The sequence below is a fragment of the Paraburkholderia lebeckiae genome, from assembly GCF_050436325.1.
Classification (GTDB): Bacteria; Pseudomonadota; Gammaproteobacteria; order Burkholderiales; family Burkholderiaceae; genus Paraburkholderia; species Paraburkholderia tuberum.
Genome location: NZ_JBNDLZ010000003.1, coordinates 3,966,017 through 3,980,600 on the forward strand (window position 1 = coordinate 3,966,017; position 14,584 = coordinate 3,980,600).

General features: G+C 61.4%; 11 protein-coding genes and 3 pseudogenes. 8 read left to right on the plus strand and 6 right to left on the minus strand.

Annotation, left to right across the window (positions count from 1 at the left end; translation table 11 throughout):
* Nucleotides 1-31: 31 nt before the first annotated feature.
* Nucleotides 32-216: pseudogene (locus OKW44_RS36300) on the minus strand (IS6 family transposase); the annotation flags it as partial.
* A 245-nt stretch (nt 217-461) separates the two neighbouring features.
* Between OKW44_RS36300 and OKW44_RS36305 the strand changes: the two are divergent.
* Nucleotides 462-1,145 (plus strand): response regulator, encoded by a 684-nt coding sequence (locus OKW44_RS36305; RefSeq protein ID WP_018417457.1) that lies wholly within the window; start codon nt 462-464, stop codon nt 1,143-1,145.
* A gap of 126 nt (nt 1,146-1,271) precedes the next feature.
* On the opposite strand, the gene OKW44_RS36310 is transcribed toward OKW44_RS36305, so the two are convergent.
* Nucleotides 1,272-1,982, minus strand: coding sequence for a response regulator (locus OKW44_RS36310; protein ID WP_018417458.1), 711 nt, complete (start codon nt 1,980-1,982; stop codon nt 1,272-1,274).
* Between the two features lie 372 nt (nt 1,983-2,354).
* Between OKW44_RS36310 and OKW44_RS36315 the strand changes: the two genes are divergently transcribed.
* From OKW44_RS36315 to OKW44_RS36325, 3 genes and pseudogenes are all read left to right on the plus strand, one after another.
* Entirely contained in the window at nt 2,355-4,730 is a 2,376-nt protein-coding gene (locus OKW44_RS36315; RefSeq protein ID WP_035470053.1) for a type I secretion system permease/ATPase, read from the plus strand.
* Nucleotides 4,727-5,971 carry an HlyD family type I secretion periplasmic adaptor subunit gene (locus tag OKW44_RS36320; RefSeq protein ID WP_018417460.1) on the plus strand — a complete coding sequence of 415 codons (1,245 nt, stop codon included), beginning with the start codon at nt 4,727-4,729 and terminating at the stop codon, nt 5,969-5,971. The genes OKW44_RS36315 and OKW44_RS36320 overlap by 4 nt, the downstream gene beginning before the upstream one ends.
* 455 nt (nt 5,972-6,426) lie before the next feature.
* Nucleotides 6,427-7,126: pseudogene (locus OKW44_RS36325) on the plus strand (aminotransferase class I/II-fold pyridoxal phosphate-dependent enzyme); the annotation flags it as partial.
* A 17-nt stretch (nt 7,127-7,143) separates the two neighbouring features.
* Here OKW44_RS36325 and OKW44_RS36330 read toward each other — a convergent pair.
* Nucleotides 7,144-7,287: pseudogene (locus tag OKW44_RS36330) on the minus strand (IS3 family transposase); the annotation flags it as partial.
* Between the two features lie 262 nt (nt 7,288-7,549).
* Nucleotides 7,550-7,684 (minus strand): hypothetical protein, encoded by a 135-nt coding sequence (locus tag OKW44_RS36335; RefSeq protein ID WP_275426059.1) that lies wholly within the window; start codon nt 7,682-7,684, stop codon nt 7,550-7,552.
* A gap of 260 nt (nt 7,685-7,944) precedes the next feature.
* On the opposite strand from OKW44_RS36335, the gene OKW44_RS36340 reads away from it, so the two are divergent.
* Nucleotides 7,945-8,448: a M48 metallopeptidase family protein gene (locus tag OKW44_RS36340; protein ID WP_018417462.1), complete on the plus strand. Its 504-nt coding sequence runs from the start codon at nt 7,945-7,947 to the stop codon at nt 8,446-8,448.
* 38 nt (nt 8,449-8,486) lie between these two features.
* On the opposite strand, the gene OKW44_RS36345 is transcribed toward OKW44_RS36340, so the two are convergent.
* The gene (locus OKW44_RS36345; protein WP_018417463.1) at nt 8,487-10,823 is read right to left on the minus strand and encodes an FdhF/YdeP family oxidoreductase; all 2,337 of its coding nucleotides are present in this window, start codon (nt 10,821-10,823) and stop codon (nt 8,487-8,489) included.
* A 151-nt stretch (nt 10,824-10,974) separates the two neighbouring features.
* Here OKW44_RS36345 and OKW44_RS36350 point away from each other — a divergent pair, with 151 nt between their 5' ends.
* Both OKW44_RS36350 and OKW44_RS36355 read left to right on the plus strand, forming a co-directional pair.
* Nucleotides 10,975-12,396: an aminotransferase-like domain-containing protein gene (locus OKW44_RS36350; RefSeq protein WP_018417464.1), complete on the plus strand. Its 1,422-nt coding sequence runs from the start codon at nt 10,975-10,977 to the stop codon at nt 12,394-12,396.
* 48 nt (nt 12,397-12,444) lie between these two features.
* Nucleotides 12,445-12,735 carry a helix-turn-helix domain-containing protein gene (locus tag OKW44_RS36355; protein WP_018417465.1) on the plus strand — a complete coding sequence of 97 codons (291 nt, stop codon included), beginning with the start codon at nt 12,445-12,447 and terminating at the stop codon, nt 12,733-12,735.
* Nucleotides 12,736-12,817: 82 nt separating this feature from the next.
* Here the strand turns inward: OKW44_RS36355 and OKW44_RS36360 are convergent, their stop codons facing one another.
* A complete protein-coding gene (locus OKW44_RS36360; RefSeq protein WP_026225284.1) occupies nt 12,818-13,387 on the minus strand; it encodes a lysozyme inhibitor LprI family protein in 570 nt (189 codons plus the stop codon).
* Nucleotides 13,388-13,631: 244 nt separating this feature from the next.
* Between OKW44_RS36360 and OKW44_RS36365 the strand changes: the two genes are divergently transcribed.
* A complete protein-coding gene (locus tag OKW44_RS36365; RefSeq protein ID WP_084753951.1) occupies nt 13,632-14,522 on the plus strand; it encodes an SH3 domain-containing protein in 891 nt (296 codons plus the stop codon).
* The last annotated feature ends 62 nt before the right edge of the window (nt 14,523-14,584 follow it).

Consider the following 14,584-nt stretch of genomic DNA (forward strand, 5'->3'; position numbering starts at 1 on the left):
CACCCCCGTCGGGCCGCTTTCAAGCGGTATCAAAGCCTGTACGGAATCTGTCGCACCAGCCTCGGATCGCCTGGTACGTCACGACCACGCTGCGCTCGAGGAGCAACTCCTCGATGACGTGCAAGCTCAACTGAAGGAGAAAATACCAACGCACGCCGTGCTGATGACGCCAGCGGACAAACGGTGACCGTGAAGCGGCGATTTTGATTTCTTCATCTGGCCCTCTTCGCGACGACCTCAGCTACCTGACAACGTCGACAATGGCCCGGCTCTCGGTTCCAGGTGGCCAGCCCTCGGAAATCCGACACATACGAGGGAAAGCCATAAATTCTCCAGTCAGTCGAATTTGCCCCACTTTTTTTGCTTTCCAGTTTTCCAGAGGATATTCTCGGATAAGTCAGATTCGGGTACATTGAGCTTGCCGTCGCGGCCCGGTTCATCCCATTTCCGCGGAGCTTTGCATGAGCAAAATGAAAATCCGTGTCGTGCTGGCCGACGATCATCCGGCACTCCTTTCCGGTATCAAGCACGAACTTTCCGCTGTACCTACGCTGGAAATTACAGGCACGGCAGGAGACTCCGGCGAACTCATCAAGGTGCTGAACAGCGCCCCTTGCGATGTCCTCATTACCGATTTCGCGATGCCCGGTGGAGAGTACGGGGACGGCTTGACGTTGCTGGCATTCTTGCGACGAACCTACCCGGCGCTCAAGATCGTAGTCTTCACGACTATCGAAAACCCTGCCATTACGCGTGAAATGTCAAAGCGTGGCGTGCATTCGGTGTTAAGTAAAGCTCATGACACGAGCCATTTGATCTCCGCGATTCACGCTGTCTATGCGGGCGCCACCTACTTTCTTTCTACCTCGCGAAGCCTGAAAGACGCTATTCCGGATTCCTCTCCTGGTCGGAACGAACGCACCCAAACGCTGAGCACGCGCGAAACGGAAGTCATCCGGCTGTTCGTGTCAGGTCTGTCTGTGAATGAAATCGCCGACCGACTACATCGCACTAAGCAGACAATCAGTGCCCAAAAGACCAGCGCGATGCGAAAGCTCGGGATTGAACGGGACGCCGACCTGTTTCACTTTGCATACGAAGCTGGGCTTGGTGTCGCGACCGATGGGTCGCAGCCGGATATCTGACCGGATCAGTCTTCGCATCACACGCGTCCAAACTCATCGCTTTTGCGCTTTTAGTGTTTTTTGTTGCGATGCGACCCTCGGTCGCGTATGCACTTAAAGGCCCTCGTCGTCGCTCTCATCTCGTCGTCAGGGTTTGCCGTCGCGTGGCTGCGTCGGATCGGACGCATCATGGGCACCATCTTCCGGTACGAGGGTAGGCGCCGTGTCAATCGAACACTTAATCAGCTCGATGTCGTTTCCCACGCCTAGCTTGCGCATTGCGCTGGCTTTCTGCGAACTGATGGTTTGTTTACTGCGCTTGAGTTGCGCTGCGATTTCGTTGACCGACCGTCCCGACACGAAGAGCCGGACCACTTCGGATTCGCGTGCAGTAAGCGCTCGACTGCCGGAGGCAGGCGTATCCACGTTGAGTTGCCAGACAATCTTTGAAATGGTTGGAGAGAAATAACGTGCGTCCGCATATGCGCCGTGAATCGCGGCGACCAGATGTTCCATCGGGTCGGCCTTGCTCAGAATGCACTGAATGCCGAGCTTGAGCAGCGAGCGGATGATACCTGGGTTGTCGATCATCGTCAGCACGACAATGCGCATGGCCGGGTATCGGCGCCGCAAAAATGAAAACAGCGTAATGCCGTCACCGTAATTGCCGCCCGGCATGGAGTAATCGCACACCAGTACATCGCATGGCTGCGTGCCGAGTTCCGCAATCAGCTCGGTCGAGTTTGTGCAGGTGCCCACTGTCGTGATGGTACGGTGTTCTTCAAGCATGTAAATCAGTCCGGCAACGATCGCAGGGTGATCGTCGGCAAACATGACCTGGATGGCGGCATTCTCCATTTGGGGCGTCCTTTATCTCCAGGCACAAATGCCTTGCATTACAACGAGACAAGATTAACAGGCGAATAGTGGGTTGGCCACCATTGATGCTGGCGGCCCTATCTGGTCAGACAATCGCGCGCGGAAGTGCTTGTGAAAGACTGCGAACTAAAAATTCGTACCAGTCTCACTATGTTGTCGCGGCTGTCTGATTTCGCGGGGTCACCGATATCCGGACAATTGGAGCCAGTACGAAATCTCGTGTTTCGTTCATCAGGTCACCCGAATTAGCCGAATCGATCCTTTAAACGACGAGCATTGCTTCATTGTTTTCTGAGTCTGGATTGCGGTTCAGGTGTCGCACCACATACTTCAATCTAACCGGTTACGATCATGACTCGAAACGATTTTCCTGACGTACAGGCTGCCGCGCCCCTCACTAACGAGGACGGCCTCCTCGGTTCCGTGATGTGGATCTGCGAGCGCTACGGTTGCGGCAAGACGGCGCAGGCGCTCACCGCGGGGCTGCCGAAGAGCGGCATGCTTTCGCCGTCACTGGCGCTCGACTCCCTCTCAAACGCGGGCCTCACGGCGGGCCTGGTGCAGCGTCTTCTGCAACTGCTGCCGGAGCACGTGCTGCCGGTCATTTTGCTGCATCGCCGCACGGGTGGCTGCGTGCTGCTGGGTCGGCGTGCGAATCCGGACAAGGAGGCCAAAAGCCGCGTTCTATATCAGGTGATGGTGCCGGAAATTGGTTCCGAGCCCGTGGAGTACACCCAAGAGGAAATGGACGAAATCTATTCGGGCTACGCCATTCTGGTCAAGCCGACGGCCAAAGTCGAACTGCGCGAAGGGGATAGCGTCGAACCGGCCGGCCACTGGTTGCTGGGCACGCTATGGCGTTACCGACGCTACTACGCGAGTGCTGCGCTCGGTGCATTGCTGATCAATGTGCTCGGCCTTGCCAGCGTCTTTTTTACGATGAACGTGTATGACCGCGTGGTCCCGAACCAGGCCTACGTCACCCTCTGGTCGCTCGCGATCGGGGTTGGAATTGCCATGCTGTTCGAAGCGATTTCGCGCCATGTACGTAGCCATTTACTCGACGTCGCCGGCAAGAAAGCCGACCTGGTCATGGGCACGCTTTTGTTCCGCCAGGCGCTCTCCATCCGCATGGAGCACAAACCGTCGTCGGCAGGGTCATTCGCCAACCAGTTGCGCGAGTTCGAGTCGGTGCGCGACTTCGCAACCTCTGCCACGCTCTCTGCAATTTCCGATCTGCCATTCGTGCTCGTCTTTGTAGGCGTGGTATTCGCGGTCGGCGGTTCGCTCGGCTGGGTGCCGTTGCTGATGATCCCGTTGATCATCGGTGTGAGTCTGTTGGTGCAATGGCCGCTCGCGCGGATCATGAAAGGGAACCTCAAGGAAGCGTCGCTCAAGCAGGGCGTGCTGATCGAATCGGTTGAAGGTCTGGAAACACTCAAGGCGGTGGGTGGCGAAGGGCATATGCAAAAGCGCTGGGAGTCTTTCAGCGCGATGGCGGCATCTTCTTCGATGAAGTCGCGTCAGATTTCCAGCAAGGCGACGAGCTTCATTACCTTGTTGCAGCAGTTGCAGACCGTGGTGCTGATCGTGTTCGGCGTCTACCTGATCGACGCAGGCGAGCTCACGCAAGGCGCGTTGATCGGTACGGTGATGCTGGCCGGCCGGATTACTGCGCCGCTGAGCCAGGTGATGGGACTCGCCTTGCGCTTCCAGCAGGCGAAGGCCGCGCTACATTCGTTGAATAGTTTGATGGCGATGCCTGTCGATCGCGATTCATCGCGCACATATCTGCCGAAGCCTTCGCTCTCGGGGCAAATCACCCTGAAGGACGTCTGCTTCTCGTATCCCACACAGGAGATGCAACCGAATCCGCCGGTTCTGAAGGACGTCAATTTGAGCATCCAGTCCGGCGAGCGGGTTGCTATCCTGGGCCGCATTGGGAGCGGTAAATCGACCCTTCTGCGTGTGATGGCGCGTCTTTACTCGCCGGTCGGAGGGCAGATGTTCACGGACGGTCTGGACGTTGAGCAGATTGACCTCGCCGACTGGCGCAAAGCTGTGGGGTACGTGGGCCAGGACGCGCGTCTTTTTCACGGCAGTCTGCGCGAAAACGTGATGATCGGACGGCCTGAAGCGAGCGCCGACGAGTTTCTACGCGTGATACGTTTGACAGGGCTTGATCATGTCGCTAGCCGCCACCCACAGGGTATCAACCTCCCAATCGGAGAAGGTGGTGCGGGCATCTCCGGTGGCCAGCGTCAGCTGGTGTCGCTGGCCCGCAGCCTCCTTGCCCGGCCGGAGCTCCTGTTGCTCGATGAGCCGACGAGCGCAATGGACGCCCAAACCGAGGCGCTCTTCCTTGAACATCTCGCGCGTGCAACTGCGGGGCAGGCGATCGTTGTGGTGACCCATCGCCCATCCTTGCTGGCCCTGGTTGACCGGATTGTCGTAGTCGAAGAAGGCAAGGTCGTGGCCGATGGTCCGAAGGACAAGATCCTCGCGATGCTGTCAGGCAAGAGCGAACCGGCAGCGGTGGATGAAACGCCGAAGCGCGCGCGACCGGACACCTCGCCCGGCGTCGCGGCCGCAACAAATACGCCCGTGGCGCCTCAGGCCGTTGCCACGAAGATCAGGATCATGAGCGCCAAAAAGACGGTACCGGCAGCCGCTGCGCAAGCGGGTAGTACGCAGGCAGGCGCACCGAACAAGGAGCAATCGCAATGAACTTCAATATTTTCAAACGAGGCAAGAAAAAGGCTAAGCTCGCCAAAGGCGACGCTGCTTTCATGAGCGACATCCGGGAATCGCTGCTGACGCAGTCGACGCCGGGCTCAATGATCATGCTTTACGTCATTCTCACGGTCCTGGCCGGCGGGCTGACCTGGGCGTACTTTGCGCGCGTGGAGGAGATAACGCACGGCGAGGGGACCATCATTTCGAAGAGCCGCGAACAGGTCATCCAGAGTCTTGAGGGCGGCATTCTCGAACAACTGGATGTACGTGAAGGCGACGTTGTCAAGAAGGGACAAGTGCTGGCAAAGATCGATCCGACGCGAGCCGAGACGAGCTATCGCGAAGCGTGGTCCAAGTCAGTAGGACTGAAGGCGACGATTGCGCGTTTGCGTGCCGAGGCGTACGAGCAGCCGCTGACGTTTCCTGACGACGTGAAAGCCGTGCCTACGGTCGTGAAGCAGGAGACGCTTGCTTACAACGCGCGACGTCGTGCACTGAACGATAGCGTGGCCGCGTTGGAAAAGAGCTACTCGCTGTCGAACAAGGAAATTGGCCTGGCCGAGCCGCTGGCGGCCAAAGGTCTTGTTTCTGAAGTCGAACTGCTCCGCATGCGCCGGCAGGCAAACGAGCTGCGCTCACAGATCGTCGAGCGTCGCAACAGATTTCAGGCCGACGCAAACTCGGAACTCACGAAGCTGGAACTGGAACTGGCGCAAACCAGCGAAACCGTAGTGGGTCGTGCGGATGTTCTACAGCGTACGACTGTGATTGCACCGGTGTACGGCACGGTGAAGAATATACGCTTCAATACGATTGGCGGGGTCATCCAGCCGGGCGAGCACATCATGGAAATTGTCCCGCTGGAAGATCAATTGCTCGTCGAGGCACGCATCAAGCCTTCGGACGTCGCATTCCTGCATCCTAATCAACCGTCCACCGTGAAGATTACGGCTTACGACTACGGAATTTATGGAGGCTTGAAAGGCACGGTTCAGCACATCAGCCCCGACACGCTCAAGGACGACCAGAAGGCTGCCGCGGGTCGGCCCGATGCGACGTATTACCGCGTGCTTGTGCTGACAGACTCCAGTGAGTTGCATGCGGGCGGAAAAAGCTTACCGATTCTGCCCGGGATGGTCGCGACGGTCGACATCCGTACCGGTGAGAAAACCATTCTTGACTACATTCTGAAGCCGATTTTCAAGGCTCGTGAAGCGTTCCGGGAGCGGTGATTATCTCGTTGGATCTGGTGACTTCCGGTAATGCCATGCACGGGTGAGCATGGAGGAAACTGGAAGATTCCCGCTTGGAAGCCCGCCTCTTTCCGGGTCTGCATGCCGTGGTCGGAAGAAGCTCGCTGCGCTGGAGCGCGCCTGACCCGGCACGACACGCTGCGGCGCTTGGAATGATTCGCGCATCGTTGTTGATCGTGGCGCTACGGTACGCATGATTGCGGCCGGTTGAACGAGCAAGAGGCGAATCCAATGACTACGACTACGCAGATCAACGTATTGCCGATGCTCAAGACCGGATCAATGACATAGCGAAAGGTGCAACCAAGGTCATAACTGCGACGGCGCTATGACGATTCCCTAAACGAGCATGGGTAAGGCGCTGTCGTTTGTGCCTCTATGCTGCACGTTGCTGACTTGCTCAACTATTTGTCCAAGATGAAGTCTGCTATGACATCCGCGGGCCTGTCCTCGAGCATGCGAAGCGGCTCGAAGAAGAAGGCCACCGCATCATCAAGCTGAACATCGGCAATCTCGCGCCGTTTGGCTTTGATGCCCCGGACGAGATCATCCAGGACATGATCCTGAACTTGCCCAGCTCGTCCGGCTACTCAGACTCGAAGGGCGTATTCGCCGCGCGCAAGGCGATCATGCACTACGCCCTGCAAAAAGGCGTGCGTGGGTCGAGCTGGGCGACATCTACATCGGCAACGGCGCGTCCGAGCTGATCGTGATGGCGCTGCAGGGCTACTGAACGATGGCGACGAAGTGCTGCTACCGGCGCCCGACTATCCGCTGTGGACGGCCGGCGTGAGCCTCGCGGGCGGCACGCCAGTGCACTACATCTGCGACGAATCGAATAGCTGGATGCCCGACCTCGATGACATCCGCGAGAAAATCACGCCGAACACGCGTGCGCTCGTCGTCACCAACCCGAACAATCCGACCGGCGCGCTGTATTCGGACGAACTGCTGCTCGGCCTGATCGAAATCGCGCGTCAGCACGGCCTTGTGATCTTTGCCGATGAGGTCTACGACAAGATCGTCTACGACAGCAAGAAGCACACGGCAATGGCCGCGCTGTCGGAAGACGTGCTAACCATCACGTTCAACAGCCTGTCGAAAAGTTACCGCTCGTGCGGCTATCGGTGCGGCAGAAATCTTGGACTCGTTTATGCTGCAAGTCCGAGGCTCTCCCGGTATTCGCGGGGACTAAGGGAGCCCGGTGAGATTTTGATCCGCTTTTCGTTATACCAGCGGATGTAGGAATCGACTACCGCGATGAATTGCTCAATGGTTGTAGCCTGCCGGTCCCGGCACCACTAGAGTTCACAAGGATTCAGCCGGCGCGATTGCGCCGCCTCGAGTGTGAGCACAAAGCCGGCGCCCTGATTGGATTACGGGCGTGGACGGTTCCACATAAATGAGCGGCCCGCGTGCGAGCGAGCCGATTCCCTGGATCAGGCATCCGCGCCACGATGGAAGCGCGAACACATCAAGTTCGGGCACGACATGCGTAGCCTACGTCGCGCCATCAATCTATGCGCTTACTTCTCCTCCGATATTTGCGCCATAGTCTCACGATCCCATATAGGCAAGAACTGTAACGATCAGTTCGGTAACTACCATTACCGGGATATAAATATCGCCAGGATCATGCAGACCAAACCCGTTCGCGATGGAAAGCCAGGCAAGCGCCAGGCTTTCGGGCATAGGCCACGGATACGTATGGAGTAACCAGTGCCGATGATACTAAGCATGGTCGCCCCACAATCATTCGTCATCTCATACAACGACGAAATTCAGCAATTCGAAATGTGCTCGCTCAAAGACTCAGATCTTGCGGAACTGCGCCGCTCGACGTCAAGCATGCACGGTGACGCCTACGCGCCTTAAGTCGTCCGGAGAGAATCAAACTTGTCGCCAGGCCGGACCATGCGTAACATCACCCCCGCCAACCTCACTCCGCCTTCATGTCCCTCCTCAAATACCTTACCGGCTACCCCGCACCTCTGCAAGACAAGGTGAGAAACCTGATCGCCGCCGATCAGCTCGGCTCCTACGTCGCGCAGAAGTACCCGAGCACGCACGAGGTGCAAACCGACCGCGCGCTCTACGAGTACTGCGCGGAACTCAAACGCGAACACCTGCGCAACGCCGAGCAGATCGACAAGGTCACTTACGACAGCAAACTCGACGTGATGCGTCACGCGCTCGGCCTGCACACGAGCATTTCGAGGGTGCAGGGCAGCAAGCTGAAAGCGAAGAAGGAAATCCGCATCGCGTCGTTATTCAAGGCCGCGGCGCCGGAGTTTCTGAAGATGATCGTGGTGCACGAACTCGCTCATCTGAAGGAGAGCGATCACAACAAAGCGTTCTATCGTCTGTGCGAGTTCATGCAGCCGGGTTATCACCAGATCGAATTCGATCTACGTCTGTATCTGACGCATCGCGATCTGGCGAAAAAGACCGTGTGAGGTACGCCGCGCGGCCGGCGCGACAAACGGAGCTGACTTCAAGCCGCCAGTTCCGCGGCGTCCTCCACCATCGACGCGGTCAACAACACCGGAATCGACTTCGACGTCGGCGTACCCGCGCCATCCGCGACCGAGGAGAGCGGCACCAGCGGATTCGTCTCCGGATAATAAGCGCCGAGACAGCCGCGCGGAATGTCGTACTCGACGAGCAGAAAACCGTCCACGCGTCGCTCGATGCCATCGGCCCACACGCTCGTAATATCGACGCGCTGACCAGCCGCGAACCCGAGCATCGCGAGATCGTCCTTGTTGGCGAACAGCACGCGCCGCTGTCCGTACACACCGCGATAGCGATCGTCGAGACCGTAAATCGTCGTGTTGTACTGATCATGTGAGCGGGTGGTCATCAGCGTCATCAGGCGTTCGCCATGTTGCTTCTTCGCCTGATGAATCGGCGTGTCGAGCGCGATCGCGTGCGCGATGAACTGCGCCTTGCCGCTCGGCGTTTTCCAGATGCGATCGCGCGATGCGACGCCGAGATGGAAGCCGCCCGGCTTCTTCAGACGCTCGTTGTAGTCGTCGAAACCGTCGATCACCTTCGCGATGCCGTCGCGAATCAGCGCGTAGTCGGCCGCATGGGCGAGCCAGTCCAGCTTGCCGCTGCCCAAAGTCGCATGCGCCATGCGCGCGACGATCGCCACTTCGGAAAGCAGATTGGCCGACGCCGGCTTGTTCATCCCATACGAGATGTGCACCATGCTCATCGAATCCTCGACGCTGACGCCTTGCGCCACGCCGTTCTGTAGATCGATCTCGGTGCGTCCGAGCGTCGGCAGGATCAGCGCGTCGCGGCCATGCACGAGATGGCTGCGATTGAGCTTCGTCGTCACGTGCACGGTCAGATCGCATGCGCGCATCGCGTCCCACGTGCGCGGCGTGTCCGGCGTCGCGATCGAGAAATTGCCGCCCAGCCCGATGAACACCTTCACCTTGCCGTCGAGCATCGCCTGAATCGTGTTGACGACGTCGAGTCCGTGCTCGCGCGGCGGCGCGAAGTCGTAGGCTGCGCCGAGCTTGTCGAGAAACGCTTCAGTAGGCTTTTCCTCGATACCGACCGTGCGGTCGCCCTGCACGTTCGAGTGGCCGCGCACCGGGCACAGCCCCGCGCCGCGCCGGCCGATATTGCCGCGCATCATCATCAGATTCGACAGCAGCTGTACCGTCGCGACCGAGTTCTTGTGCTGCGTGAGACCCATGCCCCAGGTCGAAATCACCGCGCGGCCCTTCACGTAGATATCGGCGAGCTTCAGCACCTGATCGAGCGGCACGCCTGCCTCGGCGACGATCGTGTCCCAGCACTCGGCGCGCAGATCGTCGGCGAAGGCAGCGAAGCCGACTGTGTGCTGGGCGATGAAGCCGACGTCGAGCACGCGCTCGAGGCCCGACACGAGCGCTTCGTCATCCAGTTCGAGCACGCGTTTGGCGACGCCCTTGATCAGCGCGAAATCGCCGCCGACCTTCGGACGGATGAACACCGAGCTGATTTTCGTGCTGCCCATCGTCAGCATTTCGACCGGATGCTGCGGGCTCGCGAAGCGTTCGAGGCCGCGCTCCTTCAGCGGATTGATCGACACAATCGTGGCGCCACGCTTCGCGCATTCGCGCAGCTCGCCGAGCATGCGCGGATGGTTGGTGGCCGGATTCTGGCCGAAGATCAGCAGCGTATCCGCGTGTTCGAAGTCATCGAGCGTGACCGTGCCCTTGCCGATGCCGACCGTGTGCGGCAGGCCACGGCTCGTCGCCTCGTGGCACATGTTCGAGCAATCGGGAAAATTGTTGGTGCCGTACATGCGCACGAACAGCTGGTACAGGAACGCGGCTTCGTTGCTCGCGCGGCCCGAGGTATAGAACGCGGCGCGGTCAGGATCGTCGAGACGCTTCAGATGGCTCGCGATCAGCGCGAACGCGTCGTCCCAGCCGATCGGCATATAGCGGTCGCGCGCGGCGTCGTAGACGAGCGGATCGGTCAGACGGCCGTGCTGCTCGAGTTCGAAGTCGGATTGCGTCATCAGCTCCGTGACGCTGTGCCGCTCGAAGAACGCGGGCGTCACGCGCTTGCCGGTCGCCTCAGCGGCCACGGCCTTCACGCCGTTTTCGCAGAACTCGAATGTCGACGCGTGCTCGCGATCCGGCCACGCGCAGCCGGGGCAGTCGAAGCCGTCAGGCTGGTTCTGCTTGAGCAGCGTGCGGTAGTTGCCGCCCGCGACCTTTTCCTTGAGCAGGTTGATGGCGACATACTTCAGCGCGCCCCAGCCAGCGGCGGGGTGCTTGTACGGCTCGATGCGGGCTTCGGCTTGTGTTTCGTTCTTCTTCATGACGTGGCGGTGGATAGATTCGACAGGCTTTGCAGACCAATGCCGAGGAGCCTACTGTGTTCCACAAACCGCGTCGGATACAGAAAACCGGAAAGAATAGGAGTACAGTTGCGCGACGATGCCTGAAGCCGCCCGAATCTACCCGAATCGCATGAAGCTCTACGAAAAACTCGCCGACGAAATCACCGAAACCGTGCGCCGCGGCGTGTTCGCGGCCGGCGAGCGGATTGCGTCGGTGCGTCAGGCGAGCCAGCAGCACGGCGTCAGCATCAAGACGGTGCTGCACGCGTATGCGCTGCTGGAGAGCCGCGGCATCGTCGAGAGCCGGCCGCAGTCGGGCTATTTCGTGCGCGACGCAGCCGCGCGGGCGCCCGCCGCGGCCCGCGCGGGCCGCAAGTCCGCGCTGCCGCCAGTGCCCGCGACGGTCGACGTGAGCCGGCTCGTGCTGTCGACCCTACGCAGCATCCGCGCGCACGACGCCGTGCCGTTCGGCTCGCCGTATCCCGATCCGTCGCTGTTCCCGTGGCGGCGCATCAACCAGTATGCCAACGGGATCGCGCGGCGGCACGCGAGCTGGAATCTGATCGACGATCTGCCGCCGGGCAACCCCGAGCTGATCCGGCAGATCGCGCGGCGCTATGCGGAAAACGGTCTGCCGGTCGATCCGGGCGAAATCGTGATCACGCTCGGCGCGACCGAGGCGATCAACCTGAGCCTGCAGGCGGTCGCCAAGCCGGGCGACACCGTCGCGGTCGAGTCGCCGACCTACTACGCGATGCTGCACGCCATCGAGCGCCTCGGCATGCGCGCGATCGAGGTGGCGACGCATCCGGTCGACGGCATCGACATCGACGCGCTCGCGAAGGCGATCGCGCGGCAGAAGATCGCCGCGTGCATGGTTATGCCGAATTTCCAGAATCCGCTCGGTTTCTGCATGTCCGACGAGCGCAAGCGGCAACTGGTCGAACTGCTGGCCGCGCACGAGATTCCGGCGATCGAGAACGATGTCTACCAGGAGCTGTATTTCGGCGACACGCGGCCGTCGACGCTGAAGACCTTCGACACCCAAGGGCTCGTGCTGCACTGTGCGTCGTTTTCGAAAAGCCTGACGGCGTCGTACCGGATCGGCTGGGCACTGCCGGGGCGCTATCGCGCGCAGGTCGAGAAGCTCAAATTCCTCAATACGCTGACGACGCCGTCGGTGCCGCAGGTCGCGGTCGCCGATTATTTGCGTCAGGATGGCTACGACCGCCATCTGCGGCATGTGCGCCGCGTGTACCGGCAGCAGGCGAGCATCATGAGCGCGCTGGTGCTGCGCTTTTTCCCGGTCGGCACGCGCGTGTCGACGCCGCAGGGCGGCTACGTGCTGTGGGTCGAGTTGCCCGTTGCGATCGATTCGATGCGGCTTTATCAGGCGGCGCTCGAACGCGGGATAACGGTCGGGCCGGGGATGATGTTTTCGACGCGCAACGATTTTCGGCACTTCATCCGGCTCAACTACAGCTATCCGTGGACCGCGCAGGCCGAGGCGGCGTTGAAGACGCTCGGTGAGCTGGCTACGGCGATGGCGTGACAGGCGCTAGGGCGATGCAAAACGACACATCACGACAGGTAGACCGACATGGACGACGACGACATCGACCCGCAACTCGCCGCGATACTCGCGCAGCTATGGCGCGCGCATCGCGAGACACCCCGGCGCGCGTGGTCGCTCGCGAAGCTGTCGAAGCAGGCCGGCGTGCCGATGAGCAGCTTGCGGCGGCAATTGACGGCGCTCTCGGGAAGCGGTCTCGTCGATACGATGCTCCACGACGATGGCACCGGAGCCGCGTCGCTGAGCGAAGTCGGCGCGCAGCTTTGCGCGGAGCTGTTCGGCACGAGCCAGGGCGGCGAGCCGTCGGCCGCCGACTGAGCTTCCCGGCGCAACTGCCACCTGCGCGCAATTGATCCGGCGCACGGGTTGATTGTTGTCGTTGTCAGCGCGTTCCGCCGTCTCATTGCCCAACGCTCGCCTGCACCTGCGATTGTGATTGCGATGGCGCCATGTCCGCCGCCTCTAAAGTGGCCACGCCGCAGAACCAGTCGGCATCGCGCGGCTGATACTTCCACCGCTTGCTGGACTGCCCGATCACGCTCGCACACTGCTCGTTCACCGCAAGGTCGGGCTTTGCGGCCGTGCATTGCAGCGTCGACGGGTCGGAGTGCGCATCCACATTCACGGACGCCGCGTTCCGCGCGCCGCTCGGCAAGCTCGCCAGCAGTCGCTGCAATTCGTCGATACGCGTCGCGTACCACGTCCGCAGACACGCGGCGTCGCGGCAGTTCGCTTCGCGCCAGGCCCACTTGCTGTCGCTGTCGTCGATGAACGCGCGGCGTTGGGCGACTCGCCGACGTGCTTTCCAGTAGAGTTGGCCCAACGTGTCGTCGAGCGTCGACAGCGCGGCGTCGCCGCAAATCATGCGCTCGGCCGGCGAGCGGCCGCGCTGGCAATCGAAGCTCGCAGCGTTGGCGTACGGATGCGCGAGCAGCAGTCCGGCGATCAGGAGGGGGCGGAAGAGGGTCATCAGGGTCTGGGCGGTGCATCGATTGATCATGCCGCCGATGATCGACCGGTCGCGCGCCTCGTGGACGTCCGAACAACGCGGGAATTCGGGCGGGTCGTTACCAGATGTTGCCGCGCGGGCTGCCGGCTCAGGTCGGCGCTCGCGCACCTTCGCGTGTCATGAAGTAGGCGCAACGTCTAGATATTGGAAGTGGGGGCACTTGGGCCGGCGTGTTCGAAGGCGGCCATCGAAAGAGGGAGAACGAATGCAACGACGACTCGTGATCGGTCTTTACATGGCAGCGGGCCTTCTGACTTTACCCGGCGCGGCCAGCGCGCAGTCACAGGCCTATACGAACAGCGGGACCAACGTGCGCGCGGGCCCTGCGGCCGACTACCCGATCGTCGCGCAGCTGCCGGGCGGCGTTCCGGTGACGGTGATGGGGTGCCTGAGCAACTACCAGTGGTGCGACGTCGCCGCGCCGAGTCTGCGCGGCTGGGTGTATGCATCGCGGCTCAGTTCGCCGTACCAGGGCTACAACATGCCGCTGAACTACGGCGTCGCGCTCGGCCTGCCGATCCTCGCGTTCTCGATCAACGATTACTGGGGCAACTACTACCGCGGCCAGCCGTGGTACGGCCAGCGGTCCCGCTGGGCGCGTCATGCGCCGCCCCCGCCGCCGCGACCGGGCGCCGGGCATCCGCCGCCGAACTGGCGGCCGTCGCCGGGGCATGTCGGCGGACGTCCGCCGGGCGGGACGCCGCCGGGTAGTACAGGTGGCCGTCCGTCGGGTGGACCGCCTCCCGGTAATGCGGGTGGCCGTCCGCCGGGCGGGTCGCCGCCGGGCAATGCGGGTGGACGGCCTCCAGGTCACGAGGGCGCCCGACCACCAGGCAACGCGGGCGGACGCCCACCGGGCGGCCCGCCGCCGGGCAACGCCGGGGGGCGTCCTCCCGGCGCGGAGCAAGGCGGTGGGGGCGGTCGGCCACCGGGCGGCGGACCGCAAGGCGGCGGAGGCGGTCGGCCACCGGGTGGCGACCAGCAGGGCGGCGGCAATCGCCCCCCAGGCGGCCATCAGGGCGGACCCCAAGGCGGTCCTCAAAGCGGTGGAGGTGGCGGCGGAACACGGCCTCCCGGAGGCGGTGGCAACCATTGAGGATTGACGCCGCCGCCACGCTGCAGACCATCAAGCCAAATGGGCCGTCGCAGTCTGCCGCG

Excerpts from the sequence above, each read along its gene's own strand:
- OKW44_RS36305 (WP_018417457.1), top strand. The coding sequence starts at position 462 with ATGAGCAAAATGAAAATCCGTGTCGTGCTGGCCGACGATCATCCGGCA.
- OKW44_RS36310 (WP_018417458.1), bottom strand. The coding sequence starts at position 1,982 with ATGGAGAATGCCGCCATCCAGGTCATGTTTGCCGACGATCACCCTGCG.
- OKW44_RS36315 (WP_035470053.1), top strand. The coding sequence starts at position 2,355 with ATGACTCGAAACGATTTTCCTGACGTACAGGCTGCCGCGCCCCTCACT.
- OKW44_RS36320 (WP_018417460.1), top strand. The coding sequence starts at position 4,727 with ATGAACTTCAATATTTTCAAACGAGGCAAGAAAAAGGCTAAGCTCGCC.
- OKW44_RS36335 (WP_275426059.1), bottom strand. The coding sequence starts at position 7,684 with ATGCCCGAAAGCCTGGCGCTTGCCTGGCTTTCCATCGCGAACGGGTTT.
- OKW44_RS36340 (WP_018417462.1), top strand. The coding sequence starts at position 7,945 with ATGTCCCTCCTCAAATACCTTACCGGCTACCCCGCACCTCTGCAAGAC.
- OKW44_RS36345 (WP_018417463.1), bottom strand. The coding sequence starts at position 10,823 with ATGAAGAAGAACGAAACACAAGCCGAAGCCCGCATCGAGCCGTACAAG.
- OKW44_RS36350 (WP_018417464.1), top strand. The coding sequence starts at position 10,975 with ATGAAGCTCTACGAAAAACTCGCCGACGAAATCACCGAAACCGTGCGC.
- OKW44_RS36355 (WP_018417465.1), top strand. The coding sequence starts at position 12,445 with ATGGACGACGACGACATCGACCCGCAACTCGCCGCGATACTCGCGCAG.
- OKW44_RS36360 (WP_026225284.1), bottom strand. The coding sequence starts at position 13,387 with ATGACCCTCTTCCGCCCCCTCCTGATCGCCGGACTGCTGCTCGCGCAT.
- OKW44_RS36365 (WP_084753951.1), top strand. The coding sequence starts at position 13,632 with ATGCAACGACGACTCGTGATCGGTCTTTACATGGCAGCGGGCCTTCTG.